We start from the raw sequence: 24,583 nt of genomic DNA on the forward strand, positions 1-24,583 counted from the left end.
AGATCGCAGCCTTCGGCAGCTCCTACACCGATCTCTGTAGGAGCTGCCGAAGGCTGCGATCGTTTGATCTTCAACCATTCATGCTTTGAAAATGCGCCAGCATCCGCTGCGCATCCGGCACTACGCCACTGAACAACTCAAACGCCTTCACCGCTTGGAACACCGCCATGTTGCCGCCATCCAGCGTTCGGCAACCCAGCGCACGGGCGTTGCGCAGCAGTTCGGTTTCCAGCGGGAAATATACGATCTCCGCGACCCACAATTCCTTGCGCAATAGCTCGACCGGCACCGGCATGCCCGGCAGTTTGGCCATGCCCATCGGCGTGGTATTCACCAGTCCGTCAGCCTGATTCAACGTACTCGGCAGATCATGCCCGGCCACCGCACGACCAAAGCCGAAATGCTCATTGAGGTTATTCGCCAGGCTTTCGGCGCGCTCACGGTCGACGTCGAAAATGCTCAGTTGCTGTACGCCTTCGCTCAACAACGCGTGGGCCACTGCCGCACCGGCACCGCCAGCGCCCATCTGGACGACGCGCTCACGGGCAGCCTCCTTCAAGCCCCGGCGAAAACCTTCGGCAAAACCGAGGCAGTCAGTATTGTGGCCGACACGTTTACCATCCTTGAGCACCACGGTGTTCACCGCGCCAATGCCTTGGGCTTCCGGCGACAGTTCATCCAGCAGCGGGATGATCGCCTGCTTGCACGGAAAGGTAATGTTCAGCCCGGTGTAGTTCATCCGCTCGGCCGCCAGCAGCAGGTCGGGCAGGGCGGTGCTGTCCATTTTCAACTGGTCGAGATCGATCAATCGATACAGATAACGCATGCCCTGCGCATCACCTTCGTGCTCATGCAGCGCCGGCGTGCGCGAGGCCTGAATGCCAGCGCCGATCAGTCCGGCGAGTATTACGGTAGAGCGAGACATGCGCGTTACCCCTTCAGCCGCTGGCTGAAATGTTCAAGTGCCAGGCGATAGCCATGGCTGCCAAACCCGGCCATCACTGCCGTGGCAATCGCCGAGACAAACGAGTGATGACGAAACGGTTCGCGGGCATGGACGTTGGACAGGTGCACTTCGATCACTGGCAATTCACTGGCCACCAAGGCATCGCGAATCGCCACCGACGTGTGCGTCCACGCCGCCGGATTGATCACGATCCCGGCGCAACGACCGCGAGCCGCGTGAATCCAGTCGAGCAGTTCGCCTTCGTGATTGGTCTGGCGAAACTCCACGGCAAGGCCGAATTCCTCTGCAGCGCGACCGCACAGAGCAGAAATATCCGCCAGGGTTTCGTGACCGTAAGTCGCCGGCTCGCGGGTGCCGAGCAGGTTCAGGTTCGGGCCGTTGAGCACCAGAACGATAGGGGGCATGAGGGGTAACTCCACTTATTGTTTTTGGCTTTGGCCGAGCGTTTCAGCCTGTGGAGATAAAATGTACTAGATGGTTACCATGGTCAATTGAACAAAATTGGCCTTGGCGTTTTATGTTCGGTGATCGCACAAACAATGAGCACGCACAAAAAAGCCGTCAATCACGACGGCTTTCTCGTATTCGCTGCCAGCACTCAGCGCCGGGTCAGCAACACACCCGATTCCATGTGGTGCGTCCACGGGAACTGGTCGAACAACGCGCATTTGGTAATGCGGTGCGTGTCGTGCAACTGGGCGATGTTGGCCGCCAGGGTTTCCGGGTTGCAGGATATGTACAGGATGTTGTCGAAACGCCGGGTCAGTTCGCAGGTGTCCGGGTCCATGCCGGCGCGTGGCGGGTCGACGAAGACGCTACCGAACTCGTAGCTCTTCAGGTCGATGCCTTGCAGGCGGCGGAACGGGCGCACTTCGTTGAGCGCTTCGGTCAGTTCTTCGGCGGACAAACGCACCAGGGTGACGTTATCCACAGCGTTTTCGCTGAGGTTGCTCAGTGCCGCGTTGACCGAGGTCTTGCTGATTTCGGTGGCCAGCACTTTGCGCACGCGGGTGGCGAGCGGCAGGGTGAAGTTGCCGTTGCCGCAGTACAACTCCAGCAGATCGTCGCTGCGATCGCCCAGCGCGTCGTACGCCCAGTTCAACATCTTCTGGTTCACCGTGCCGTTAGGCTGGGTGAACGCGCCTTCCGGCTGGCGGTAACTGAACGTGCGACCGCCGACTTCAAGTTTTTCGACCACGTAATCGAGGCCGAGCACCTCGCGTTTGCCTTTCGAGCGGCCGATGATGCTGACGCCGAGATCCGCCGCCAGTTTGGTTGCCGCCGCGTGCCAGTGTTCGTCCAGCGGACGGTGATAGCACAGGGTGATCATTGCATCGCCGGACAGCGTGGTCAGGAACTCGACCTGAAACAACTTGTGGCTCAGTGCCGAACTGGCCTGCCACGCCGCCTTCAGCTGCGGCATCAACTGGTTGATGCGCAGGCTGGCGATCGGGAACTCTTCGATCAGAATCGGCGTGCGTTTATCGTCCTGAGCGAACATCGCGTAGTGCCGATCGCCGCCCTCGCGCCACAGGCGGAATTCGGCGCGCAGACGGAAGTTCTGCAGCGGCGAGTCGTACACCGTCGGCTCGGGGGCATCGAACGGCGCCAGCAGATCACGCAAACGTGTGACCTTGGCTTCTAGTTGCTCGGCGTAAGCCTGGGAATCAAATGTCATGCGTTGAACCAACCCAACTTGATCACGAACAGAATCGACAGAATCACCAGCGCCGGGTTCAGCTCACGGGCGCGACCCGACAGCAGCTTGATCACGGTCCAGGAAATGAAGCCGAACGCGATGCCGTTGGCAATCGAGTAAGTGAATGGCATGGCCAGCGCGGTCACAACAACCGGCGCGGCAACGGTGATGTCTTCCCAGTCTATTTCCGCCAGACCCGAAGTCATCAGCACGGCGACGAACAGCAGTGCCGGTGCAGTGGCGAAGGCTGGAACGCTGGCCGCCAGTGGCGAGAAGAACAGCGCCAGCAGGAACAGGATTGCCACGACGATGGCCGTCAGGCCAGTACGGCCGCCAGCACTGACGCCGGCAGCGGATTCGATGTAGCTGGTAGTGGTCGACGTGCCCAGCAGCGAACCGGCCATGGCCGCGGTGCTGTCGGCGATCAGTGCGCGCCCCATTTTCGGCATGTGGCCGTCCTTGCCCATCAGGCCGGCGCGCTTGGCGACGCCGATCAGAGTGCCAGAGTTGTCGAACAAGTCGACGAACAGGAAGGCGAAGATCACGCTGACCAGACCGATGTCCAGCGCGCCTTTGATATCCAGCTGCATGAAAGTCGGGGCCAGCGAAGGTGGCATCGAGGTCACGCCGCCGAACGGGGTGAAGCCCATGGCGATGGAGATGATGGTCACCGCCAGAATGCCGATCAGCACGGCGCCGCGCACTTTCAGCGCTTCGAGGGCGACGATCAGGGCGAAACCGAGGGTGGCGAGGATCGGTGCCGGGGCTTTCAGGTCACCGAGGCCGACCATGGTTGCCGGGTTGCTCACCACGATGCCGGCGTTGTGCAGGGCGATCAGCGCCAGGAACAGGCCGATGCCGGCGGCAATCGCCGAACGCAGTGGCAGCGGGATGCTGTTGATGATCCATTCGCGGATGCGGAAGATCGACAGCAGGAAGAAGCACACCGCCGAAATGAACACCGCACCCAGCGCCACTTGCCACGTGTGGCCCATGTGCAGAACCACGGTGTAGGTGAAGAAGGCGTTCAGACCCATGCCCGGAGCGAGGGCAATCGGGTAGTTGGCGATAAGGCCCATGATCGTCGAACCGATCGCGGCGGCCAGACAGGTGGCAACGAATACCGCGCCCTTGTCCATGCCGGTCTCACCGAGAATGCTCGGGTTGACGAACAGAATGTAGGCCATGGCCAAGAAAGTCGTGATGCCCGCCAGAATCTCGGTGCGCACGTTGGTGTTGTGTGCCTTGAGTTGAAACAGCCTTTCCAGCATGTCTGCTCCCCGTGGCGCGCGTGGCGCCGTGAATGTATCGACCTCAACAGCAAAGCACAGACCGTCGCAAGCGCCTGGAAAATTGTGGTGGGCCGGAAAAAGCCGCGCATCATACCAGCAGCGTGGGGGATTGGCTGCGATCGTCGGCGATGTTTTGCAGTCGGGCGAACTGAGCCATACTGCGCGCCAGTTCTGGGGAGATGGTCATGGTGGCTTTGAAGGGCAATATCGTTCGAACGTTGGGGCTTTTTTGTGCGTTTCTGGCCAGTGCGCCTGCGGTGATGGCAGCATCGGCTCCGCCGTTGTCCAGTGCCCAAGTGCTCAAAGTGCAATCGGCGGCCTGCGGCATCGAAAATATTTCCGACGGTCAGGAGCAGACCGCGTGCGACCACGGCGGGGCGAACATCAAGGTGTACGTGCTGGAGATGGGTTATGGCCGCGTGCCCCATGTCACGCTGGACGGTTTCGGACTGGACGGCATGAAAACCCAGGTGTGCGCCTACGGTAACGGCAACCTGACGGAGTGCACGGGCGCGTCGACCAAGATCGTTGGCGCGTTGTACATCTATGACCTCGGCGGCAAAGAGCAAGGGACGTTCACCTTCAGCAACACCTCGATCAATGCGCCGGGCAACACCATTTCGACCCAGCTTTACATCAAGTAACGGCTGACGCTGCACGATCCGGGGGAAGCTGACTACGCTTCAAGGATCACCCAGCGGATAACGCCCATGACCTTTAGAGCCCTGATTACCCTCGCCGAGGGCATCGATGATCTGCAAAGTGTGACCCTGATCGACGTGCTGCGCCGCGCGGGCATCGAAGTCGTCGCGGCCAGCATCGAAGGCCGGCGCATGCTCACCTGTGCGCGTGGTACACGCCTGACTGCCGACGGCATGCTGGTCGATGTGCTGGCGCAGACCTTCGACCTGATCGCCTTGCCCGGCGGAGACGTCGGTGCGCAGCACCTGGCCGCACACCAACCTCTGCAACAATTGCTCAAGGATCAATCCAGCGCCGGACGCCTGTTCGCCGCCATCGGCGAAGCCCCGGCTGTCGCCCTGCAAGCGGCTGGCGTGCTGCGCCAGCGGCGCATGACCTGTCTACCGAGCGCCAGCCACCAATTGTCCGGCTGTACATTTGTTGACCAGCCCGTGGTGGTCGATGGCAATTGCATCACCGCTCAGGGCTCAGGTGCGGTGCTGGAGTTTGCCTTGGCGCTGGTTGAGCAACTGGGCGGCAAGGCGTTGCGGGTGAAGGTGGCGGGAGAGTTGTTGGTTTGAAAAATCAGGCGTGGGCCGCTATTGGCTCAATGACCGGTTGCTCGCGGTGCTCTGCTTGCCACAAATCGTAATCGGTTTGAACACCTAACCAGGCGCGCGCCTTGCCAATGCCTGCCCGTTCCAGCCGTACAGCCAGATCCGGGCTGATCGGAGCGTGGCCGTGCAATACACGAGAAAGATGCGGGCGTGCAAAGCCCAAATGGCGGGCCAATTCGGTAACGCTGATACCCAACTCGGGCAGAACATCCATCAGCAGTGTTTCACCGGGGTGTGGCGGGTTGTGCAAGGGCATGAGCCTGCCTCCTGTCAGTGGTAGTCCAGATAATCGACCAATTCGATATCCGAGCCGACAAAACGAAAGATCACTCGCCAGTTGCCTGAAACGCTCAGCGACCAGTATTCGGTCAGCTCACCTTTCAGTGGATGCAGACGCCATCCCGGAAGATCCAGATCTCCGGGAAGCGTAGCGCGATCCATGAACTGCAGCATGCGCGACAGCCGTTTTGCGTGATCGGCACGAATTCCGCGAGTCGAACCTGTTTCATAGAAGCCACGAAGGCCTTTGTGCTGAAAGGATTTGATCATGGGACGAGTGTAAGGCGATACATTACACTCAGTGCGGTAACTATGTACCGCACGTTCTCAGTTAATTTGTGATCGAGATGTTGGTTCTGTCGCTGAACTCAAACCTTCACCTCTTCCACCGGCACATGCATCCGGTCGCGATTCGCCAGTGTCGGAAACAGCTTGATCCACGTCCCCGTCACCACCAGCGTGCCGATCCCGCCCATGACTACCGCCGGCACAGTGCCGAACCAGTGGGCGGTGACGCCGGATTCGAATTCGCCCAGCTGATTCGAAGCGCCGATGAACAGGCCGTTCACCGCACTGACCCGGCCGCGCATTTCGTCCGGGGTTTCCAGTTGGACGAACGATGCGCGGATGACCATGCTGATCATGTCCGCCGCACCGAGCACCACCAGCACCGCCAGCGAGAACCAGAACGAGGTCGACAGGCCGAAGGCGATGGTGGCGACGCCGAAGATGCCGACCGCCGTGAACATCACCCGGCCGACGTTACGTTCCACGGCGAATCGTGCGAGGAACAGCGACATCAATAGCGCGCCCACCGCCGGCGCCGAGCGCAACAGGCCCAGACCCCACGGGCCGGTCAGCAGAATGTCTTTGGCAAATACCGGCAACAGCGCCGTGGCGCCACCGAGCAGCACCGCGAACAAGTCCAGGGAAATCGCCCCGAGGATGTCCGGGCGGCTGCGAATGAAGCGAATCCCCGCGAGCAACGAATCCAGCGTGGCCTTGCCTTTGTTCAACGGTGTCTGTCGTGCAGGCAGATTGAGCATCAGCGTGCAGGCAATCACGTAAAGCAGCACGGTCGGGCCGTACACCCAAACACTGCCGAACGCATAGAGCAAGCCGCCGAGGGCCGGGGCGACGATGGTCGCGGACTGTTGCGCTGACTGCGCCGCCGCGACGGCTCGGGGGAACAGTGCGCTGGGCACGATGCTCGGCAGCAACGCCTGAGTGGTCGGCATCTCGAACGAGCGCGCTGCACCGAGCAGGAAGGCGAGGATGAAGATCATCTCGCGGGTGACGTGGTCGGTGGCGCTGCCGATGGCCAGTGCCAGCGCGATCAACGCCTGCAACGACTGACAGATCGCCGCGACTCTGCGCCGGTCGTAACGGTCGGCCACGTGCCCGGTGTGCAGCATGAACAGCACACGTGGCGCGAATTCGACCAGACCGACCAGACCCAGATCGAGAACGTTGCCGGTCAGTTGATAGAGGTTCCACCCGATCGCCACGGTGAGCATCTGAAAACCGCAGGCAGTAAAGATCCGCGCCATCCAGAAAGCGAGAAACGGACGGTGGTGACGTAACAGCAAAGGCTCTTGGCTGGGCATCTGAGGGCAGGTCTGGTTCGAGGGGAATGCCGAGGTTATCACCAGTCTGTAACAGGAAGTTGCTATGACAAAAAATTTAGTTAGGAGGACATCGATTTTTTTGCGGTGCAGATTGATTTTGCTGTTCAGGAATTTTCGTCATCCCCAAGATCTGTACTGTTTTCCTCGCTGCCAACGCTCCGGGAATTTGTTGCAGGGCGTTGCCAGGCTTATGAGGCAACTTGTCACGCGGCAAACGACCACGCCGTTCAACGCCAAAAATGGGACTACTCTTTCAACGTTGCTTGATCCAGATCAAGACCCAAAAGGAATTGATCCGGTGGCCAGTTGGCCAGACTCCCTGCGTTGCGATGGTTGTTTAAAAAGAACGAATCAGAATTCGCCGCACTCCATATCCGTGGGGGCAGTGGGTGCAGGCCTCCGGGTCCGCAGCCGGTACTACCTGACAGAGGAAGCCATATGTTCGGTTTAGAGGCACTAGATCTCGCCCGAATTCAGTTCGCGTTCACCATCTCGTTCCACATCCTGTTCCCGGCCATCACCATCGGTCTGGCGAGTTACCTTGCGGTGCTTGAAGGCCTGTGGCTGAAAACCCACAACGACACCTACCGTGACCTCTACCATTTCTGGTCGAAGATCTTTGCCGTCAACTTCGGCATGGGCGTGGTCTCCGGATTGGTCATGGCCTATCAGTTCGGCACCAACTGGAGCCGCTTCTCGGACTTCGCCGGCGCCGTCACCGGGCCGTTGCTGACTTATGAAGTGCTCACGGCATTCTTCCTCGAGGCCGGTTTCCTCGGCGTGATGCTGTTCGGCTGGAACAAGGTCGGGCGCGGGCTGCACTTCTTCTCCACGGTGATGGTGGCCATCGGTACGCTGATTTCGACGTTCTGGATTCTCGCCTCCAACAGCTGGATGCAGACTCCGCAGGGCTTCGAGATCGTCAACGGCCAAGTGATTCCGACCGACTGGCTGGCGATCATCTTCAACCCTTCGTTCCCGTATCGCCTGATGCACATGGCGACGGCGGCGTTCGTTGCCACGGCGTTTTTCGTCGGTTCCTCGGCGGCCTGGCATTTGCTGCGCGGCAAGGACAACCCGGCGATCCGCACCATGCTCTCGATGGCCATGTGGATGGCGCTGATCGTTGCCCCGATTCAAGCGGTCATCGGCGATTTCCATGGCCTCAATACCCTTGAACACCAACCGGCGAAAATTGCCGCGATCGAAGGCCACTGGGAAAACAAGGGCGACGAAGCCACGCCGCTGATCCTGTTCGGCTGGCCGGACATGAAAGAAGAGAGAACCAAGTTTGCCGTGGAGATTCCCTACCTCGGCAGCCTGATCCTGACCCACTCGCTGGACAAGCAGGTGCCGGCGCTCAAGGAATTCCCGCCAGAAGACCGGCCGAATTCGACCATCGTGTTCTGGTCGTTCCGGGTCATGGTCGGCCTTGGCTTCCTGATGATCTTCACCGGCCTGTGGAGCCTGTGGCTGCGCAAACGCGACACGCTCTACACCTCGCGCCCGTTCCTGTATCTGGCGCTGTGGATGGGGCCGTCGGGTCTGATCGCGATTCTGGCAGGCTGGTTCACCACTGAAATCGGCCGTCAGCCGTGGGTGGTCTACGGGCTGATGCGCACGGCGGATGCTTCCTCCAACCACAGTTTCATGCAGATGAGCATCACCCTGATCATGTTTGTCGTGGTGTATTTCGCGCTGTTCGGCGCAGGTCTCGGCTACATGATGCGTCTGGTGCGCAAGGGGCCGAAGATCAGCGAGGGCGCGGAAACGCCGGACGGTGGTCCTGGCAAGAAACGTACACCGGCCCGTCCGTTGTCCGCTGCCGACGATTCGGCCGATGCCGATCACGGCGACGACGACATTCGCGTGACCAAGGAGATTTGACTCATGGGTATTGATCTTCCGCTGATCTGGGCCGTGATCATCATCTTCGGCATCATGATGTACGTGGTCATGGACGGCTTCGATCTGGGCATCGGGATTCTCTTCCCGTTCATCCCCGGCAAAGTCGACCGTGACGTAATGATGAACACCGTCGCCCCGGTCTGGGACGGCAACGAAACCTGGCTGGTACTGGGTGGGGCGGCGTTGTTCGGCGCGTTTCCGCTGGCGTATTCGGTGGTGCTGTCGGCGCTGTACCTGCCGTTGATTTTCATGCTGATCGGTTTGATTTTCCGTGGCGTGGCGTTCGAGTTCCGCTTCAAGGCCAAGGACGACAGGCGTCACCTGTGGGACAAGGCCTTTATTGGTGGCTCGGTGGCAGCAACGTTCTTTCAGGGTGTGGCACTGGGGGCGTTCATCGACGGTTTGCCGGTGGTCAATCGGCAATATGCCGGCGGCTCACTGGACTGGCTGACGCCATTCACGCTGTTCTGCGGCGCTGCGCTGGTGGTGGCGTACGCCTTGCTCGGCTGCACCTGGCTGATCATGAAAACCGAAGGCAAGCTGCAGGAGCAAATGCACAACCTGGCCCGGCCACTGGCGTTCGTCCTGCTGGCGGTGATCGGTGTCGTCAGCCTGTGGACGCCGTTGGCGCACCCGGATATTGCAACCCGCTGGTTCAGCATGCCCAATCTGTTCTGGTTCATGCCCGTGCCGATTCTGGTGCTGGTGACCATGTACGGTTTGATCCGTGCGGTGGCGCGCAACGCCAACTACATGCCGTTCCTGCTGACCCTGGTGCTGATCTTCCTCGGCTACAGCGGTCTGGGCATCAGCCTGTGGCCGAATATCGTGCCGCCGTCGATTTCGATTTGGGACGCCGCCGCACCGCCGCAAAGTCAGGGCTTCATGCTGGTGGGGACGCTATTCATCATCCCGTTCATTCTGGGTTACACCTTCTGGAGCTATTACGTGTTCCGCGGCAAGGTCACCCATGAAGACGGCTATCACTAAACCTGTGGGAGCGGGCTTGCCCGCGATGGCGTCGGTAGTGGCGCCATCGATCTGACTGAGGATCGCAACAATGACCGGCAAACATTCCCTGCACGACATTGAAGAGGCCGAAAAAAAACCGCTGTGGCAGCGGCTCGGCTGGTTGGCCTTGATCTGGGTCGGTAGCGTTGGCGTGCTGTTCATCGCCGCCAGCCTGATGCGCATGTTCATGAACGCCGCAGGCCTGACCACCCATTGAAGATTCCGTCCCGGCGCCTTCGGGCACGGATTTGAAACCCTCCGAATGGAGGGTTTTTTTTCGTCTTGCGAATTACTTGCGCGCTTTGAGAATCACGAACTTCGGCGTGGCCGCCACTTGCTCAACACCACGGAACAGCCGCGCCAGTTTGCTGTGATAACCCAAGTGACGGTTACCGACGATGTACAAGGCACCGCCCACCACCAGCGCTTCACGCGCTTGCTGGAACATGCGCCAGGCGAGGAAATCACCGACCACCTGCTGCTGATGGAACGGCGGATTGCACAGCACTACGTCCAGCGATTGCGGTTCCTGACCGGCCAGACCGTCGCCGGCACGCACGATCACTTCGCGATCGCCCAGCGCTGCGCGCCAGTTTTCCTCGGCTGATCGCACGGCCATGAACGATTCGTCGACCAACGTGTACTGGGCGTCAGGGTTGTGCAGGGCACTGGCAATCGCCAATACGCCATTGCCGCAGCCCAAGTCGGCGACGCGCGCGCTGCCGAGGTTTTTCGGCAGATGCGGCAGGAATGCGCGAGTGCCGATGTCGAGGCCTTCGCGGCAGAAGACGTTGGCGTGGTTGAGCAGTTCGATGGCCGGCTCGTCGAGACGATAGCGGGTTGGATAAGGCGAAATCGCGGGAGCTTTCGGCTCTGGCGTTGCGATCAGCAGGCGGGCCTTTTTGACCGCCAGCGAGGCTTGAACCGGGCCGATGTAACGCTCCAGCAAGTCACCGGCTGCACGCGGCAGATGCTTGACCATGGCCGCTGCGATCACTTCGGCACCGGGGGCGAGTTGCCCTTGCAGGCGAATCAGCTGTTCCTCCAGCAGGGCCAGGGTTTTCGGTACACGAATCAGCACCCGGTCGAACGGCCCGACCACGGGCTCGCTCGCCGCAATCGGGCGGATCGCGTCAAATGCCTGGCCGTTACGCAGCAGGTTTTTTTCCAGGCCTAGAAAACCGAGGAACGAATCGCCGCTCGTGCTCACTTCGACCTTGCCAAGCAGGCTGGCGGCCAGTGCGCCAAAGCTGTCATTGAGCACCAGCACCCGTGTACCGGTCGCAGGTTGCTGCGCGGCGAGATGATTGAGCAGGTATTCGTCAGCGGCATCAAAAGCTTGCAGCGGTTCGTTCTGCTGTTCGGGCTGGCGAATCAGGTCGAGTTGGGCGAAGGGCGTATCGAGCAGAGGCATGGGGCGGGGACTCAGGTAATCAACGGGTGTTCCGCAGCCCTGATGATGTGCGGCGGAACCGACCAAGTGCACTGCAACGCAATCTTGCGTTAACACTCAGGAAGGTCGTAAATGGTACGTTTTTTTCTCCGCCAATACCCGCATGTTTTCATGTCGGTGGGCTGATCCGACTTAGATGATCCCGGCTCTGGCCGCCGCGATAACCGCAGAAATCTTGTTGCAGACGTTCAGTTTCTCAATCACGTTCTGGACGTGGTAATTCACCGTCCGCTCACTCAGGTTGAGGATTCTGGAAATTTCATGAGCGGTTTTGCCGCCGGCAGACAACTGCAACACTTCCAGTTCGCGAGGTGACAGTTGAGGAACGCGAGGCTTGGTTGAGCGGTTGGGCAGGGTGCGGGCAAACAGCTCGCTCAGATGACTGGTCGCATAGAATATATAGCCGAAATGCTCGTAGAGCTCGAACGGGCTGATCGGAGAGTGCTTGCGGGCCAGACTGACAATGCTGCAAAGACCGCTTTCTTCATGATGGAACGACTGCGACCAGCCATGCCGTATGCCGTTTTGCTGCAGGCCCTGCCACAGATTGGGTGAATTGGAGTAGGCCGCTTCGCTCCAGACAATCGGCAGCATCGAGTGATTGCAGTGAGCAATGATCGGGTCGTTGTTTTCGTAGTGCTCCTGCTCATATTGCGCATTCCAGGCTTTCGGATAGTTATTGATTTGCAGGGCGTTGAAGCGTGTCTGGGGATCTGAGGCGGTGAGGGTGATTGAGCAAAAGTTAAAGCCAATGTTTTCGGCAAACCGAAGCAGGATTGGATAGGCGGCATCTATCTCCCTGGCAAACGTCAGTTGTTTCAGTTGTGACTCCTTCCACATTTCCATCTCGAATGCTCCGTGAGATTTTCTAGAGGGGGGGCAGCTTTTTGGATCCAAGGCGGTACGGAAAGGAGTGTAGGAGGTTTCCTATCTTTGGTTCGAATTTTTTCGCTCTTGAGATAGAGCGTTGTTTGCGCAAAGGGTTATTAAAAGACCGAAGTTTCACATGTCACCTGACATTCAAAAAAAATCGGTTATTTACTCTAAATTAATTTAATACACGCTGTTCTTGTACGGGTGTAACGTCGTTGAATAACATTACTGATTGGTGGTGTTTAAAACGACACCTTTGAGCGACACTGGACGGGATCTGATACGGAGTTATCCATGACCGACAGTGCAGAGAAGTTCACTCGCCAGACCTTGCTTGAAGTGCGTCCGCTGACGCCCAGCCTGTTCACACTGCGAACGACGCGTGACGCCGGATTCAGATTCCGTGCCGGCCAGTTCGCCCGTCTGGGCGTGATGAAAGCGGATGGCAGCACGGTCTGGCGTGCCTACTCCATGGTTTCGTCGCCGTTCGACGAGTTCCTCGAATTCTTTTCGATTGTGGTTCCCGGAGGGGAGTTCACCAGTGAGCTGAGCCGTTTGCAGCCAGGCGATACATTATTTGTGGAGCGCCAGGCATTCGGTTATCTGACCCTGGACCGGTTCGTCGATGGACGGGATCTCTGGCTGTTGTCCACAGGGACGGGTGTGGCTCCGTTTCTGTCGATCCTGCAGGACTTTGAAGTGTGGGAGAAATTCGAACGGATCATTCTGGTGTACAGCGTGCGCGAAGCGCGGGAGCTGGCTTATCTGTCGCTGATTGCTGAGCTGGGTCAACGTGATTATCTGGCCGAGCACGCCCACAAATTACAGTTCATACCCACCGTGACCCGCGAAACTCATCCGGGGGCGCTGAACGGGCGGATTACCGACCTTATTGAAAACGGTGAACTGGAACGGGCAGCTGGCCTGGAACTGAGCGCAGAGCACTCGCGGGTGATGTTGTGCGGTAATCCGCAGATGATCGACGATACCCGTGCGCTGCTAAAACAGCGGTACATGCGCCTGAGCCTGAGCCGCAAACCTGGCCAGGTCGCCGTGGAAAACTATTGGTAAAAAAACGGCACCGCGCAGGTGCCGTTTTCTTTTGGGTTATTCAGGTCGGTTGTTCTGTGCCTTGAGCAGGTCGCGAATCTCGCCCAGCAGTTCTTCCTCTTTGGTCGGAACCGGCGGCAGGGTGGGCGCTACGGCTTCTTCGCGCTTGAGGCGGTTGATGGCTTTGACGCCCATGAAGATCGCAAAGGCGACAATGATGAAGTCGAGAACAGTCTGGATGAATTTGCCGTAAGCCAGCACAACGGCGGGGGTGGTGCCCTCTGCTGCCTTGAGGGTGACGGCGAGGTCACTGAAATCCACCCCGCCGATCAGCAGGCCGATGGGAGGCATGATGACGTCGCCAACGAACGACGAAACGATCTTGCCGAAGGCAGCACCGATGATGATACCGACGGCCATGTCGACCACATTGCCTTTGACCGCGAAGGCCTTGAACTCACTTAGCACGCCCATACGTTATTCCTTGTTACAGATGAGGTTGGTGAACGCAGTGTAAGGCAGCCAGACGCATTCCGCCTGACATGCTTGCTTACATAGCTTGCCAGCTATCGACCTGCAGGCCCCTGGAAAGTTTACGAAACGCCATCATCATCACCGCTATTCGCGTTCCTTGCCGCACCCGTTATCAGGTAATCAATGATGTGCGGATGAAGGCGCGCCAGATGCTTGATGAGTGACGAAATTGACAGATGGATCTCAGTGACTGCGTCGAATGGTTAGCAGAAGAATGCTCACGGGAATAACAGCCCTATTGCGAAGGATATAGTTCTATATAGCAGAGCACCCGTTGGGGCTGGTAGTTACAATTTGAAATGGTTTAGCGCGGCTCGTATTCTATGCCGGAGCAATAGCTAGCAAAGCTAATATTTGCAAATGAAACGAAGTTTTATAAGTTGATGAAAAGGCATTGATGAGCCGAAGTGGTTCAGTTGTCATTTTGCTGGGTGCAACAGTGTCAACTCTTTTACAGTTGTTTCAATATATATACATACTTTATGAAAGGCTTTGAAGTTTGCCCGCCAGCGAGGCTGTGAGCGACACGGTCACGCCCCTCTCGTGTCTGCGTTATCATCTCGGTTTTGCCGGGGGTTCAGATGGCCAAGGCCAAACGCATGTATGGCTGCACCGAGTGCGGCGCAACCTTTCCCAAATGGGCGGGCCAGTGCGGTGAATGCGGCGCCTGGAACACCCTGACCGAAACCATGATTGAAAGCGGCGGCGCCACGGCACCCACCGGTCGCACCGGCTGGGCCGGGCAGCAGGCGCAGATCAAGACGCTGGCCGAAGTCAGTATCGAAGAAATTCCGCGGTTCTCTACCGCTTCCGGGGAACTGGATCGCGTGCTCGGCGGCGGTCTGGTTGACGGCTCGGTGGTGTTGATCGGCGGTGATCCGGGCATCGGCAAATCGACGATTCTGTTACAGACCTTGTGCAACCTCGCCAAGAGCATGCCGGCGTTGTACGTCACCGGCGAAGAATCCCAGCAGCAAGTGGCGATGCGCGCCCGCCGCCTCGGCTTGCCGCAGGATCAGCTGCGAGTGATGACCGAAACCTGCATCGAAACCATCATCGCCACTGCCCGGCAGGAAAAACCCAAGGTGATGGTGATCGACTCGATCCAGACGATCTTCACCGAACAACTGCAATCGGCCCCCGGCGGTGTGTCCCAGGTGCGTGAGAGTGCGGCGTTGTTGGTGCGCTATGCCAAGCAGAGCGGCACGGCGATTTTCCTCGTCGGCCACGTCACCAAGGAAGGCGCGCTCGCCGGCCCCCGCGTTCTTGAGCACATGGTCGACACCGTGCTGTATTTCGAGGGCGAGTCTGACGGGCGTTTGCGTCTGTTGCGCGCGGTGAAGAACCGCTTCGGCGCGGTCAACGAGTTGGGTGTGTTCGGCATGACCGACAAGGGTTTGAAAGAAGTCTCCAACCCTTCGGCGATTTTTCTGACCCGCGCGCAGGAAGAAGTCCCTGGCAGCGTGGTCATGGCAACGTGGGAAGGCACCCGACCGATGCTGGTGGAGGTGCAAGCCTTGGTCGATGACAGCCACTTGGCCAACCCGCGTCGGGTAACGTTGGGCCTGGATCAGAACCGTTTGGCGATGTTGCTGGCGGTTTTGCATCGCCATGGCGGCATTCCGACCCACGATCAGGACGTTTTCCTTAACGTGGTCGGCGGGGTCAAGGTGTTGGAAACGGCGTCTGACCTGGCGCTGATGGCGGCGGTCATGTCGAGTTTGCGTAATCGACCGTTGCCGCATGATCTGCTGGTGTTTGGGGAAGTGGGGCTGTCTGGCGAAGTGCGTCCGGTGCCGAGCGGGCAGGAGCGTTTGAAGGAAGCGGCCAAGCATGGCTTTAAACGGGCGATCGTGCCGAAGGGCAATGCACCGAAGGAATCCCCGCCGGGTTTGCAGATCATCGCCGTGACCCGCCTCGAACAGGCTCTCGACGCGCTTTTCGAATAACTTGAACCCACCGCATAACGTGTGGGAGCTGGCTTGCCAGCGATTGCGTTCTGACCGGCGACATATTCGTCGAATCTGAAATTGCTATCGCTGGCAAGCCAGCTCCCACAGGGTTCAATTGTGGATACTAGATTTCGATCAGCGCGCCGAGCTCGCGCTCAAGCTCTTGCGGATCGGCCAGATTCAGCTCGATCAACCGCCGCAAGCGCTGGATAGATTCCAGGCTGATATGTCGGCAGACAAAACCCAACTGGCCATTTTCTTCATGGGTCAAGTGCACATCCATCTCTATATCGACGTCATCGCTCAGATGAATGTCGACGAAGAAATCCTTCTGCGCATCCCCCAACCATGGCTCCGGCCGTTCGATCAACAGCCCTTTGAGTGACAGGTCGATCAGTTTGACCGGCCAGATGTACTCGCCCTGACTCAGCTCGGTTCTGGCATCGAACGCAATACGTTTGAAGCGACGACGGTTGGCTGGGTGCTCGCTCATGGCGCAATCCTCCAAAGGTTCGCTGACTATAGACCCGCATTGTTCAAGCGTGCCAGCGTAGACGGGCCACTCAGACGAATGTCGGGGTATGGTCTTTGCCGCCAGTAGCGCTAAACTCGGGGTGGCTGTCTTTCTTGTCCACCCTGGCTGGAATAATAAAATGAAAAATAATAATAGCCTGCTACGCCACTTACCCTGGCTAGTGCTGGCAATCGTAGGAGCGTGCGCCCTGGGCGTAGTGGCATTGCGCCGCGGCGAGGCGATCAACGCCTTGTGGATTGTGGTCGCCGCTGTGGCCATTTATCTGGTTGCATACCGTTACTACAGTCTGTTCATCGCTAACAATGTGATGCAACTCGACCCGCGTCGGGCCACCCCCGCCGTGCTCAACAACGACGGTCTGGACTATGTGCCGACCAACAAACACATTCTTTTCGGTCACCACTTCGCAGCGATTGCTGGCGCCGGACCTCTGGTCGGCCCGGTATTGGCGGCGCAGATGGGTTACCTGCCCGGCACGCTGTGGCTGATCGCCGGGGTAGTGCTGGCGGGCGCGGTGCAGGACTTCATGGTCCTGTTCATGTCGACCCGGCGCAACGGCCGTTCCCTGGGCGACATGGTGCGTGAAGAAATGGGCCGCATCCCCGGCACCATCGCGCTGTTCGGCTGCTTCCTGATCATGATCATCATCCTCGCGGTGCTGGCGCTGATCGTCGTGAAAGCGCTGGCCGAGAGCCCGTGGGGCATCTTCACCGTGATGGCGACTATCCCGATCGCGATGTTCATGGGCATTTATATGCGCTACATCCGCCCGGGCCGCATCGGCGAAATCTCCGTGGTCGGCGTGTTGCTGCTGCTCGGTTCGATCTGGCTGGGCGGGCAGATTGCCGCTGATCCGGTGTGGGCCAAGGCGTTCACCTTCACCGGCGTGCAGATTACCTGGATGCTGGTCGGTTACGGTTTCGTCGCGGCATCGCTGCCGGTGTGGCTGATTCTGGCACCGCGTGACTACCTCTCCACGTTCCTCAAGATCGGCACCATCATCGCCCTGGCGATCGGCATTCTGGTGACAATGCCCGAGCTGAAAATGCCCGCGCTGACCCAGTTCGTCGATGGCACTGGCCCGGTGTGGAAGGGCGGTCTGTTCCCGTTCCTGTTCATCACCATTGCTTGCGGTGCGGTATCGGGTTTCCACGCGCTGATTTCTTCGGGCACCACGCCGAAGCTGCTGGATAACGAAACGAACGCTCGTTACATCGGTTACGGCGGCATGCTGATGGAGTCGTTTGTCGCGATCATGGCCATGGTTGCCGCTTCGGTGATCGAGCCTGGCGTGTACTTCGCCATGAACAGCCCGGCTGCTGTCGTCGGCAGTGATGTCGCATCGGTTGCGCAAGTGGTCTCCAGCTGGGGTTTTGCGATCACGCCGGAAGCGCTGCAAGCCGTGGCGCATGACATCGGTGAAACCACCATCCTGGCCCGTGCCGGTGGTGCGCCGACCCTGGCGGTCGGTATCGCGCAGATCCTGCACAGTGTCCTGCCGGGTGAAAACACCATGGCGTTCTGGTACCACTTCGCGATCCTGTTCGAAGCGCTGTTCATCCTGACCGCAGTCGACGCCGGTACCCGTGCCGGACGTTTCATGCTGCAGGATCTGCTCGGCTCCTTCGTGCCGGCGCTGAAGCGCACCGAATCGTGGACCGCCAACCTTATCGCCACCGCCGGTTGTGTGGCGATGTGGGGCTGGTTGCTGTACCAAGGCGTGATCGATCCACTGGGCGGCATCAACACCCTTTGGCCTCTGTTCGGTATCTCCAACCAGATGCTGGCCGGTATCGCGCTGATGCTCGGCACCGTGGTTCTGATCAAAATGAAGCGTCAGCGCTACATTTGGGTCACCCTGCTGCCAGCCACCTGGCTGCTGATCTGCACCACGACTGCAGGCTTCATCAAACTGTTCGATGCCAACCCGGCGATCGGCTTCCTGTCGCTGGCCAAGAAGTACAGCGATGCGCTGGCCAACGGTCAGATTCTGGCCCCGGCGAAGAGCATCGATCAGATGCAGCACGTGATCTTCAACGCTTACACCAACGCAACGCTCACCGCGCTGTTCCTGTTCGTGGTCTTCAGCATCCTGTTCTATGCGCTCAAGGTCGGCATCGCCGCCTGGGGCAAAAAAGAGCGCACGGATAAAGAATCGCCATTCCAGGCTCTGCCGGACGCGTAACCAGAGGATTGCACCATGTTCAATGACCTGAGTCGCCTCGGTAAATACCTCGGTCAGGCTGCGCGCCTGATGGTCGGCATGCCCGACTACGACACCTACGTCGAGCATATGCAAACCAAGCACCCGGACAAACCGGTGATGAGCTACGAGATGTTCTTCCGCGAACGTCAGGAGGCCCGTTACGGTGGCAAGGGTGGGCCGAAGTGCTGTTGAGCTGACAGCGCAGAGGTTGAGGTAATCTCCCTGTGGGAGCGAGCCTGCTCGCGAATACGGAGTGTCAGTTGATGATTGATTTGACTGACACACCGCTTTCGCGAGCAAGCTCGCTCCCACATTTGTTTTTGTGTTGTTCATTCATTTTGTGAAGGAGATCGAGTTTTGTCCTCTCCCATCCCGGTCACGGTGCTCAGCGGTTTCCTCGGCGCCGGCAAGACCACGTTGCTGCGCCACATTTTGAAAGCCGAGCACGGTCTGAAAATCGCCGTGATCGAAAACGAATTCAGCGACGCCGGCATCGACACCCAGTTGCTCGGCGACGAACCCGTGCAAGTCATGACCCTGGCCAACGGCTGCGTCTGCTGCACCATCCATACCGACCTGACCAAAGCCCTGTACCTGCTGCTCGAGCGTCTGGACAGTGGCGAAATCGCCTTCGACCGCTTGGTGATCGAATGCACCGGTCTGGCCGATCCCGCGCCAGTCGCGCAGACTTTTTTCATCGATGAAGAACTGCGCGAGCGCTATCTGCTCGACGGCATCATCACCCTGGTCGATGCCGCGCACGCGGATGTGCATCTGACCCAGACCATCGCTCAGGCGCAGATCGGTTTTGCTGATCGCTTACTGGTGAGCAAGACCGATCTGGTCGACGAAGCCACGTTCAGCGCACTGAGCGAACGGCTGACGCGGATCAATCGTCGCGCGCCGATCCGTGTGGTTGATCACGGCAACATCGATCTGGCTGAATTGCTCGACGTGCGCGGCTTTAACCTCAACGCCGATCTTGGCGGCGGCTTGAGCCTGCGCCCGGTGAGCAAGGCGCCGTCGATCGACCGCATTTCCAGTCTGGTGCTGCGCACCGATCAGCCGCTGGATATCGATCAGCTCAGCGAGTTCATGAATGAATTGCTCGAAGAGCACGGCAAGCAACTGCTGCGCTACAAAGGCGTGCTGAACATTGCTGGCGAAGATCGGCGGCTGGTGTTTCAGGGGGTGTTGAAGCTTTATGGCTTCGACTGGGACACCGAATGGGCCGAGGGTGAGGCGCGGGAAAGTGTGATTGTGTTTATTGCTGATGATTTGCCGGAGGAGAAGATTCGGGCTGGGTTTGCCAAGGTGGCTTCTGCCTGAGGGTTCTTCGGTGTCAGGGCTGACGCCATCGCGGGCAAGCCCGCTCCCACAGGGTTATTTGTCGTTCACAGATTATGTGCACACCAATAAACCTGTGGGAGCGGGCTTGCCCGCGATGGCGATTTAACCGACAACACACTGCTTGACGGTCGACTCCAGCAGCGTCTGCTCAAGATGATCCAGATGCTGATTCATCAGCATGCCGGCCTTGGATGCATCGCCACGCTCCACTGCCTCAACCAGCGCTGTATGTTCCTGCCACGCGCAACAGCTGTGTGTAGAACCCCCGCAACGCGCAATCGCCAGTGACGTCAACGGCACCAGGCTGCCAAGAAAATGCGCCAACGGTGCATTCCCCGCCATCTGCGCCAACGTCAGATGAAATTCCCCGGACAAGCGAATCGCCGCGCCGCGCCGATCCTGCTCCACAGCTTGGCGCTCGCGTTCGATCAACCCGCGCAAGCGTTTCAAGCCTTCTGCCTGCGGACGCTGGCAGGCCAGTCGCACCAAGGTGTTTTCGGTCAGGCGCCGCGCATGCAACGCCTGCTGCGTCTGCTCGCGATCAGGTGCCGCTACACGGGGCCGATGATTGGCGCGCAGGACAACGACGTGCTCATGGGACAACTGCGTCAACACCCGCCGCACATCCGCACGACTGACGCCGAACATCTCTTTCAGGCTGTCTTCGGTAAAACGGCTGCCTGCATCAATGCGCTGTTCGAGAATCGCATCGAACAGGCGCGGATACAGATCCTCCGCCGGCGCCTGCAGGCGGGAGAAGGGCAGGGGCGCGGCGCTCGGCTGGGCGTGCGAAGGTGAAGCGAAACTGTTCATGGCCTGTCTCCTTTGAGGGATCAGCGACTCAAGTTGTCATCCGGAATGTTCAGCTCGATGCCCATCCGCTGACCTTCGCGCAGAATGTGCCGGCGCATTTCTGCGCTGGCCTGGGCGCTGTTCTTGCTGCGAATCGCGCGCACCACGGCTTCGTTTTCTTCCAGTCGTTCGGCCAGGTGCTCCGGCGAATTGCGCAGCACCTCGGCACTTTGTTTGAGGGCGTCGCTGGTTTGTTGCACCACGCTCTGGAAAATCGGGTTCGAAGTCAGGGTGAACAGCTCTTCGTGGAAGGCGATGTAGGCGCTGACGCCGGCTTCACTGTCGCCGGCCTCAAGGGCTTCGCGCATGTCCATCAGGGTCAGGCGCAACTGGCCGACTTCCTTGCTGCTGATCGACTGCGCGACCAGACCAACGATGAACGGCTCAAGGGTGTAGCGCAGTTGCAGGACGTCTTCGAGACTGGCGCCGGCGACTGCGCTGTCGTGGCTCTGGCTGTCGCCGATGTGCGCATCGAGCACGACCACGCCTTTGCCGGGCATCGAACGTACGAGGCCGAGGGTTTCCAGAACGATCACTGCTTCACGCAGGCTCGGGCGGCTGATGCCCAGTTGTTCGGCCAGTTCGCGCTGACCCGGCAGCATGTCGCCGGAGCGCCACTGACCACGGGCCAAAGCGGCCCGCAGTTTTTCTACCACTGAGTTGACGACGGTTGATGTGCTTATCACGTATTGGCTCCATGAGCCGTGCCTGCCAATCGACAGGCACGGCGCTCAATCAAAATTCTTTGGCCGCCGCTTGGGCGACGTTTTTTCGCGGCTGAAAGGTATAGCCCTGTTCGCCGTTGAGGACCTTGTTCGCCCGCTGCACGTCGATGTCCTTTTCCCAACGAGCGATGGCTACGGTGGCGACGCAGTTGCCGATCAGGTTGGTCAGCGCCCGGCCGATGCCCATGAACCAGTCCACCGCCAACACCAGCACCAGACCGACCACCGGGATTGCCGGAATCGCCGTCAGCGTTGCCGCCAGAATCACCAGTGCCGAACCGGGAATACCGTGGGCGCCTTTGGAGGTAATCAGCGACACCAGCAGGATCGTCAGCAAATCAGTCATGGCCAGCGGCGTGCCGGTGGCGTTGGCGATGAAGACGATGGCCAAGGTCAGGTAGATCGAAAACCCGTCGAGGTTGAACGAGTACCCGGTCGGAATCACCAGCCCGACGGTGGAGCTGCCGATGCCCAGGTGTTCGAGTTTGCGCATGATCTGTGGCAACACGGCGTCGGACGACGCGGTGCCCATGACGATCAGCAGTTCTTCACGCAGGTACTTGAGCAGTGGCCACAGGCGCAGGCCCGAGGCACGCATCACGACGCCGAGAATCACGCTGACGAAAGCCATGCAGGTCAGATAGAACAAGCCGACCAGACTGCCCAGGTGTTGCAGGGAGTCGAGGCCATATTTGCTGGTGGTGAAGGCGATGGCGCCGAACACGCCGATCGGCGCCAGACGCACGATCATGCCCATGATGCGGAAGATCACATGGCTCAGTTCGTTGATCAGGCGCGAGATTCCGGACGCCGCTTCGCCGACCAGATTCAACGCGCTGCCGAACAGCACCGAGAACAGCAGCACTTGCAGGATGTTGTTGTCGGCGAAGGCGCCGATCACCGATGTCGGGATCAGGTCCATGAGGAACTGTGTGGTGGTGTGCATGTGCTGGCTGCGTTCGGCAAGATCGCCCATGTCGGCTGCAGACAGTTGCTCCAGATGGATATTCGCGCCGCTGCCGATTCCGGTGCTGAAGGCAAACACCAGGCCAATCACCAGCGCGATGGTGGTCAGCACTTCGAAATAGATCACCGACTTGAGGCCGATGCGCCCGACCTTCTTCAGGTCGCCAGCGCCGCTGATTCCACTGACCACCACGCAGAACACGATGAGGCCGATGAGCATCTTGATCAGTTTGATGAAGCCGTCGCCGAGCGGTTTGAGCTGGGCCGAGTATTCAGGAAGGGTCAGCCCGCAGACGATGCCGAGCACCAGTCCGAGAACCACTTGGAGGAAGATTGAACGCGAGCACCATCTGAGCATGGGAGGAATCCTGGTCGGTGTCCTGGCTGCCGTGCGCTGAGCGCATCAGATTCAGGACTTAATTATTGTGGTCTTACCGGTATGTCCAGTGCAGGCGCAGTCTAGGCGCTGATTTTCCATGATCGCAAGTGAAAAATGACGAATTGGCATGACCGGTCTGACCAGTTGTGCGGCAAGTCCCATTCTTGAGCGGTTCAGGTGTTTGAAAATAATCGCGGGCGAAAAAAAACCGGCCAATCACTTGGCCGGTTTTTCATGCTGCGGGTTTAACGTCGCAATTAAGCGCCGTATACCGGCAGTTTCTTGCAGATGGCTTTGACTTTCTCACGAACGGCGTCGATCACCGCTTCGTTGTTCAGGTCAGCCAGGATGTCGCAGATCCAGCCGGCCAGCTCTTTGCACTCGGCTTGCTTGAAGCCGCGAGTGGTCACAGCCGGAGTACCGAAGCGCAGGCCGGAGGTGACGAACGGCGAGCGTGGATCGTTTGGCACGGAGTTCTTGTTCACGGTGATGAAGGCTTTGCCCAGAGCGGCGTCAGCGTCTTTACCGGAGATGTCCTGCTTGATCAGCGACAGCAGGAACAGGTGGTTCTTGGTACCGCCGGAAACCACGTCGAAACCGCGCTCGATGAACACTTCGGCCATGGCCTGGGCGTTCAGCACCACTTGTTCCTGGTAAGCCTTGAACTCAGGCTGCAGCGCTTCCTTGAAGCAGATCGCTTTAGCAGCGATCACGTGCTCCAGTGGGCCACCCTGGGCGCCCGGGAATACTGCGGAGTTCAGCTTCTTCTCGATGTCGGCATTGGCGCGTGCCAGGATCAGGCCGCCACGTGGACCGCGCAGGGTCTTGTGCGTGGTGGTGGTCACGACGTCAGCGAAAGGCACCGGGTTCGGGTAGACACCAGCGGCGACCAGACCGGCCACGTGAGCCATGTCGACGAACAGGTAAGCACCGACTTTGTCCGCGATGGCGCGGAAGCGTGGGAAGTCGAGGATCTGCGAGTAGGCAGAGAAACCGGCCACGATCATTTTCGGCTTGTGCTCAACGGCCAGACGCTCGACTTCGTCGTAGTCGATCAGGCCATTGGCGTCGATGCCGTACTGCACAGCGTTGTACAGTTTGCCCGAGGAGGAAACGCTGGCGCCGTGGGTCAGGTGACCGCCGTGGGCCAGGCTCATGCCCAGAATGGTGTCGCCGCCTTGCAGCAGGGCCAGGTAAACAGCAGCGTTGGCTTGCGAACCGGCGTGCGGCTGAACGTTGGCGTAATCGGCGCCGAACAGTTCTTTGGCGCGGTCGATGGCCAGTTGCTCAACAATGTCGACGTACTCGCAGCCACCGTAGTAACGCTTGCCTGGGTAGCCTTCAGCGTACTTGTTGGTCAGGACCGAGCCTTGAGCTTCCATCACCGCTGGGCTGGTGTAGTTTTCCGAAGCGATCAGCTCAATGTGTTCTTCCTGGCGCTGAGCTTCTTGCTCCATGGCGGCAAAAAGGTCGGCGTCGTACTTGGCAATAGTCAAATCACGGCTGAACATGGCGGTCCTCAAGGATCGGGGGCAGAAAAGGGGGGCATTCTAACCCAACCGCTTTTGGATGGCATATGAAACGACATCATGTCGCAGACAAGTGGCGTTCATGACAGATGTGCGG

At 59.2% G+C, this 24,583-nt stretch carries 25 protein-coding genes; 10 read left to right on the forward strand and 15 right to left on the reverse strand.

Annotated features, from left to right (window positions below):
• Positions 1-70: 70 nt before the first annotated feature.
• The 4 genes from EJA71_RS13395 to EJA71_RS13410 all read right to left on the reverse strand — a co-directional run bounded on the left by EJA71_RS13395 (position 71) and on the right by EJA71_RS13410 (position 3,937).
• A complete protein-coding gene (locus EJA71_RS13395) occupies positions 71-925 on the reverse strand; it encodes a shikimate dehydrogenase (RefSeq protein WP_158957561.1) in 855 nt (284 codons plus the stop codon).
• 5 nt (positions 926-930) lie between these two features.
• A complete protein-coding gene (gene aroQ / locus EJA71_RS13400; protein WP_008084592.1) occupies positions 931-1,371 on the reverse strand; it encodes a type II 3-dehydroquinate dehydratase in 441 nt (146 codons plus the stop codon).
• A gap of 194 nt (positions 1,372-1,565) precedes the next feature.
• A complete protein-coding gene (gene trmA, locus EJA71_RS13405) occupies positions 1,566-2,645 on the reverse strand; it encodes a tRNA (uridine(54)-C5)-methyltransferase TrmA (RefSeq protein WP_158957563.1) in 1,080 nt (359 codons plus the stop codon).
• A complete protein-coding gene (locus EJA71_RS13410; protein ID WP_158957565.1) occupies positions 2,642-3,937 on the reverse strand; it encodes an NCS2 family permease in 1,296 nt (431 codons plus the stop codon). Before EJA71_RS13410 ends, trmA begins: the two co-directional genes overlap by 4 nt.
• Positions 3,938-4,218: 281 nt before the next feature.
• Here EJA71_RS13410 and EJA71_RS13415 point away from each other — a divergent pair, with 281 nt between their 5' ends.
• Both EJA71_RS13415 and EJA71_RS13420 read left to right on the forward strand, forming a co-directional pair.
• Positions 4,219-4,602, forward strand: a complete 384-nt coding sequence (locus EJA71_RS13415; RefSeq protein WP_256671752.1) for a DUF4879 domain-containing protein — start codon at positions 4,219-4,221, stop codon at positions 4,600-4,602.
• 66 nt (positions 4,603-4,668) lie between these two features.
• The gene (locus EJA71_RS13420; protein ID WP_158957569.1) at positions 4,669-5,220 is read left to right on the forward strand and encodes a DJ-1 family glyoxalase III; all 552 of its coding nucleotides are present in this window, start codon (positions 4,669-4,671) and stop codon (positions 5,218-5,220) included.
• A gap of 4 nt (positions 5,221-5,224) precedes the next feature.
• On the opposite strand, the gene EJA71_RS13425 is transcribed toward EJA71_RS13420, so the two are convergent.
• From EJA71_RS13425 to EJA71_RS13435, 3 genes are all read right to left on the reverse strand, one after another.
• On the reverse strand, positions 5,225-5,512 hold the full coding sequence (locus EJA71_RS13425; protein WP_158957571.1) for a HigA family addiction module antitoxin: 288 nt from the start codon (positions 5,510-5,512) through the stop codon (positions 5,225-5,227).
• A 14-nt stretch (positions 5,513-5,526) separates the two neighbouring features.
• Positions 5,527-5,805 carry a type II toxin-antitoxin system RelE/ParE family toxin gene (locus EJA71_RS13430; protein ID WP_158957573.1) on the reverse strand — a complete coding sequence of 93 codons (279 nt, stop codon included), beginning with the start codon at positions 5,803-5,805 and terminating at the stop codon, positions 5,527-5,529.
• Positions 5,806-5,903: 98 nt separating this feature from the next.
• The gene (locus EJA71_RS13435; RefSeq protein ID WP_158957575.1) at positions 5,904-7,142 is read right to left on the reverse strand and encodes an MFS transporter; all 1,239 of its coding nucleotides are present in this window, start codon (positions 7,140-7,142) and stop codon (positions 5,904-5,906) included.
• A 459-nt stretch (positions 7,143-7,601) separates the two neighbouring features.
• Here EJA71_RS13435 and EJA71_RS13440 point away from each other — a divergent pair, with 459 nt between their 5' ends.
• The 3 genes from EJA71_RS13440 (at position 7,602) to EJA71_RS13450 (ending at position 10,299) form a co-directional block, all read left to right on the forward strand.
• Positions 7,602-9,050: a cytochrome ubiquinol oxidase subunit I gene (locus tag EJA71_RS13440; protein ID WP_158957577.1), complete on the forward strand. Its 1,449-nt coding sequence runs from the start codon at positions 7,602-7,604 to the stop codon at positions 9,048-9,050.
• Positions 9,051-9,053: 3 nt separating this feature from the next.
• Positions 9,054-10,061 (forward strand): cytochrome d ubiquinol oxidase subunit II, encoded by a 1,008-nt coding sequence (gene cydB, locus EJA71_RS13445; protein ID WP_158957579.1) that lies wholly within the window; start codon positions 9,054-9,056, stop codon positions 10,059-10,061.
• Between the two features lie 70 nt (positions 10,062-10,131).
• Positions 10,132-10,299, forward strand: a complete 168-nt coding sequence (locus tag EJA71_RS13450) for a DUF2474 domain-containing protein (RefSeq protein WP_016773090.1) — start codon at positions 10,132-10,134, stop codon at positions 10,297-10,299.
• Between the two features lie 72 nt (positions 10,300-10,371).
• Here EJA71_RS13450 and EJA71_RS13455 read toward each other — a convergent pair whose 3' ends face one another.
• Positions 10,372-11,496, reverse strand: a complete 1,125-nt coding sequence (locus tag EJA71_RS13455) for a class I SAM-dependent methyltransferase (RefSeq protein WP_158957581.1) — start codon at positions 11,494-11,496, stop codon at positions 10,372-10,374.
• Between the two features lie 171 nt (positions 11,497-11,667).
• Positions 11,668-12,381 carry an autoinducer binding domain-containing protein gene (locus EJA71_RS13460; RefSeq protein ID WP_158957583.1) on the reverse strand — a complete coding sequence of 238 codons (714 nt, stop codon included), beginning with the start codon at positions 12,379-12,381 and terminating at the stop codon, positions 11,668-11,670.
• 321 nt (positions 12,382-12,702) lie between these two features.
• Here EJA71_RS13460 and EJA71_RS13465 point away from each other — a divergent pair, with 321 nt between their 5' ends.
• Entirely contained in the window at positions 12,703-13,479 is a 777-nt protein-coding gene (locus EJA71_RS13465; protein WP_158957585.1) for a ferredoxin--NADP reductase, read from the forward strand.
• Between the two features lie 36 nt (positions 13,480-13,515).
• Here the strand turns inward: EJA71_RS13465 and mscL are convergent, their stop codons facing one another.
• Positions 13,516-13,932, reverse strand: a complete 417-nt coding sequence (gene mscL / locus EJA71_RS13470) for a large-conductance mechanosensitive channel protein MscL (protein ID WP_158957587.1) — start codon at positions 13,930-13,932, stop codon at positions 13,516-13,518.
• Positions 13,933-14,573: 641 nt separating this feature from the next.
• Between mscL and radA the strand changes: the two genes are divergently transcribed.
• Entirely contained in the window at positions 14,574-15,941 is a 1,368-nt protein-coding gene (gene radA, locus EJA71_RS13475; RefSeq protein ID WP_007909773.1) for a DNA repair protein RadA, read from the forward strand.
• Positions 15,942-16,068: 127 nt separating this feature from the next.
• Here radA and EJA71_RS13480 read toward each other — a convergent pair whose 3' ends face one another.
• Complete coding sequence (locus tag EJA71_RS13480) at positions 16,069-16,437, reverse strand: PilZ domain-containing protein (protein ID WP_158957589.1); 369 nt, start codon at positions 16,435-16,437, stop codon at positions 16,069-16,071.
• Positions 16,438-16,597: 160 nt separating this feature from the next.
• On the opposite strand from EJA71_RS13480, the gene EJA71_RS13485 reads away from it, so the two are divergent.
• The 3 genes from EJA71_RS13485 to yjiA all read left to right on the forward strand — a co-directional run bounded on the left by EJA71_RS13485 (position 16,598) and on the right by yjiA (position 20,014).
• Positions 16,598-18,664: a carbon starvation CstA family protein gene (locus tag EJA71_RS13485; RefSeq protein ID WP_158957591.1), complete on the forward strand. Its 2,067-nt coding sequence runs from the start codon at positions 16,598-16,600 to the stop codon at positions 18,662-18,664.
• A gap of 15 nt (positions 18,665-18,679) precedes the next feature.
• Positions 18,680-18,877, forward strand: a complete 198-nt coding sequence (locus tag EJA71_RS13490) for a YbdD/YjiX family protein (RefSeq protein WP_003228401.1) — start codon at positions 18,680-18,682, stop codon at positions 18,875-18,877.
• A gap of 165 nt (positions 18,878-19,042) precedes the next feature.
• Positions 19,043-20,014, forward strand: coding sequence for a GTPase (gene yjiA / locus EJA71_RS13495; RefSeq protein WP_158957593.1), 972 nt, complete (start codon positions 19,043-19,045; stop codon positions 20,012-20,014).
• A gap of 123 nt (positions 20,015-20,137) precedes the next feature.
• Here yjiA and EJA71_RS13500 read toward each other — a convergent pair whose 3' ends face one another.
• The 4 genes from EJA71_RS13500 to glyA form a co-directional block, all read right to left on the reverse strand.
• On the reverse strand, positions 20,138-20,848 hold the full coding sequence (locus EJA71_RS13500; RefSeq protein WP_158957595.1) for a GntR family transcriptional regulator: 711 nt from the start codon (positions 20,846-20,848) through the stop codon (positions 20,138-20,140).
• Between the two features lie 20 nt (positions 20,849-20,868).
• Positions 20,869-21,573 carry a FadR/GntR family transcriptional regulator gene (locus tag EJA71_RS13505; RefSeq protein ID WP_158957597.1) on the reverse strand — a complete coding sequence of 235 codons (705 nt, stop codon included), beginning with the start codon at positions 21,571-21,573 and terminating at the stop codon, positions 20,869-20,871.
• Between the two features lie 49 nt (positions 21,574-21,622).
• Complete coding sequence (locus EJA71_RS13510) at positions 21,623-22,936, reverse strand: C4-dicarboxylate transporter DctA (RefSeq protein WP_158957599.1); 1,314 nt, start codon at positions 22,934-22,936, stop codon at positions 21,623-21,625.
• A gap of 278 nt (positions 22,937-23,214) precedes the next feature.
• Positions 23,215-24,468, reverse strand: a complete 1,254-nt coding sequence (glyA, locus tag EJA71_RS13515; protein WP_007909785.1) for a serine hydroxymethyltransferase — start codon at positions 24,466-24,468, stop codon at positions 23,215-23,217.
• Positions 24,469-24,583: the final 115 nt, after the last annotated feature.

This window comes from Pseudomonas sp. PB106 (genome assembly GCF_009764645.1).
Lineage (GTDB): Bacteria > Pseudomonadota > Gammaproteobacteria > Pseudomonadales > Pseudomonadaceae > Aquipseudomonas.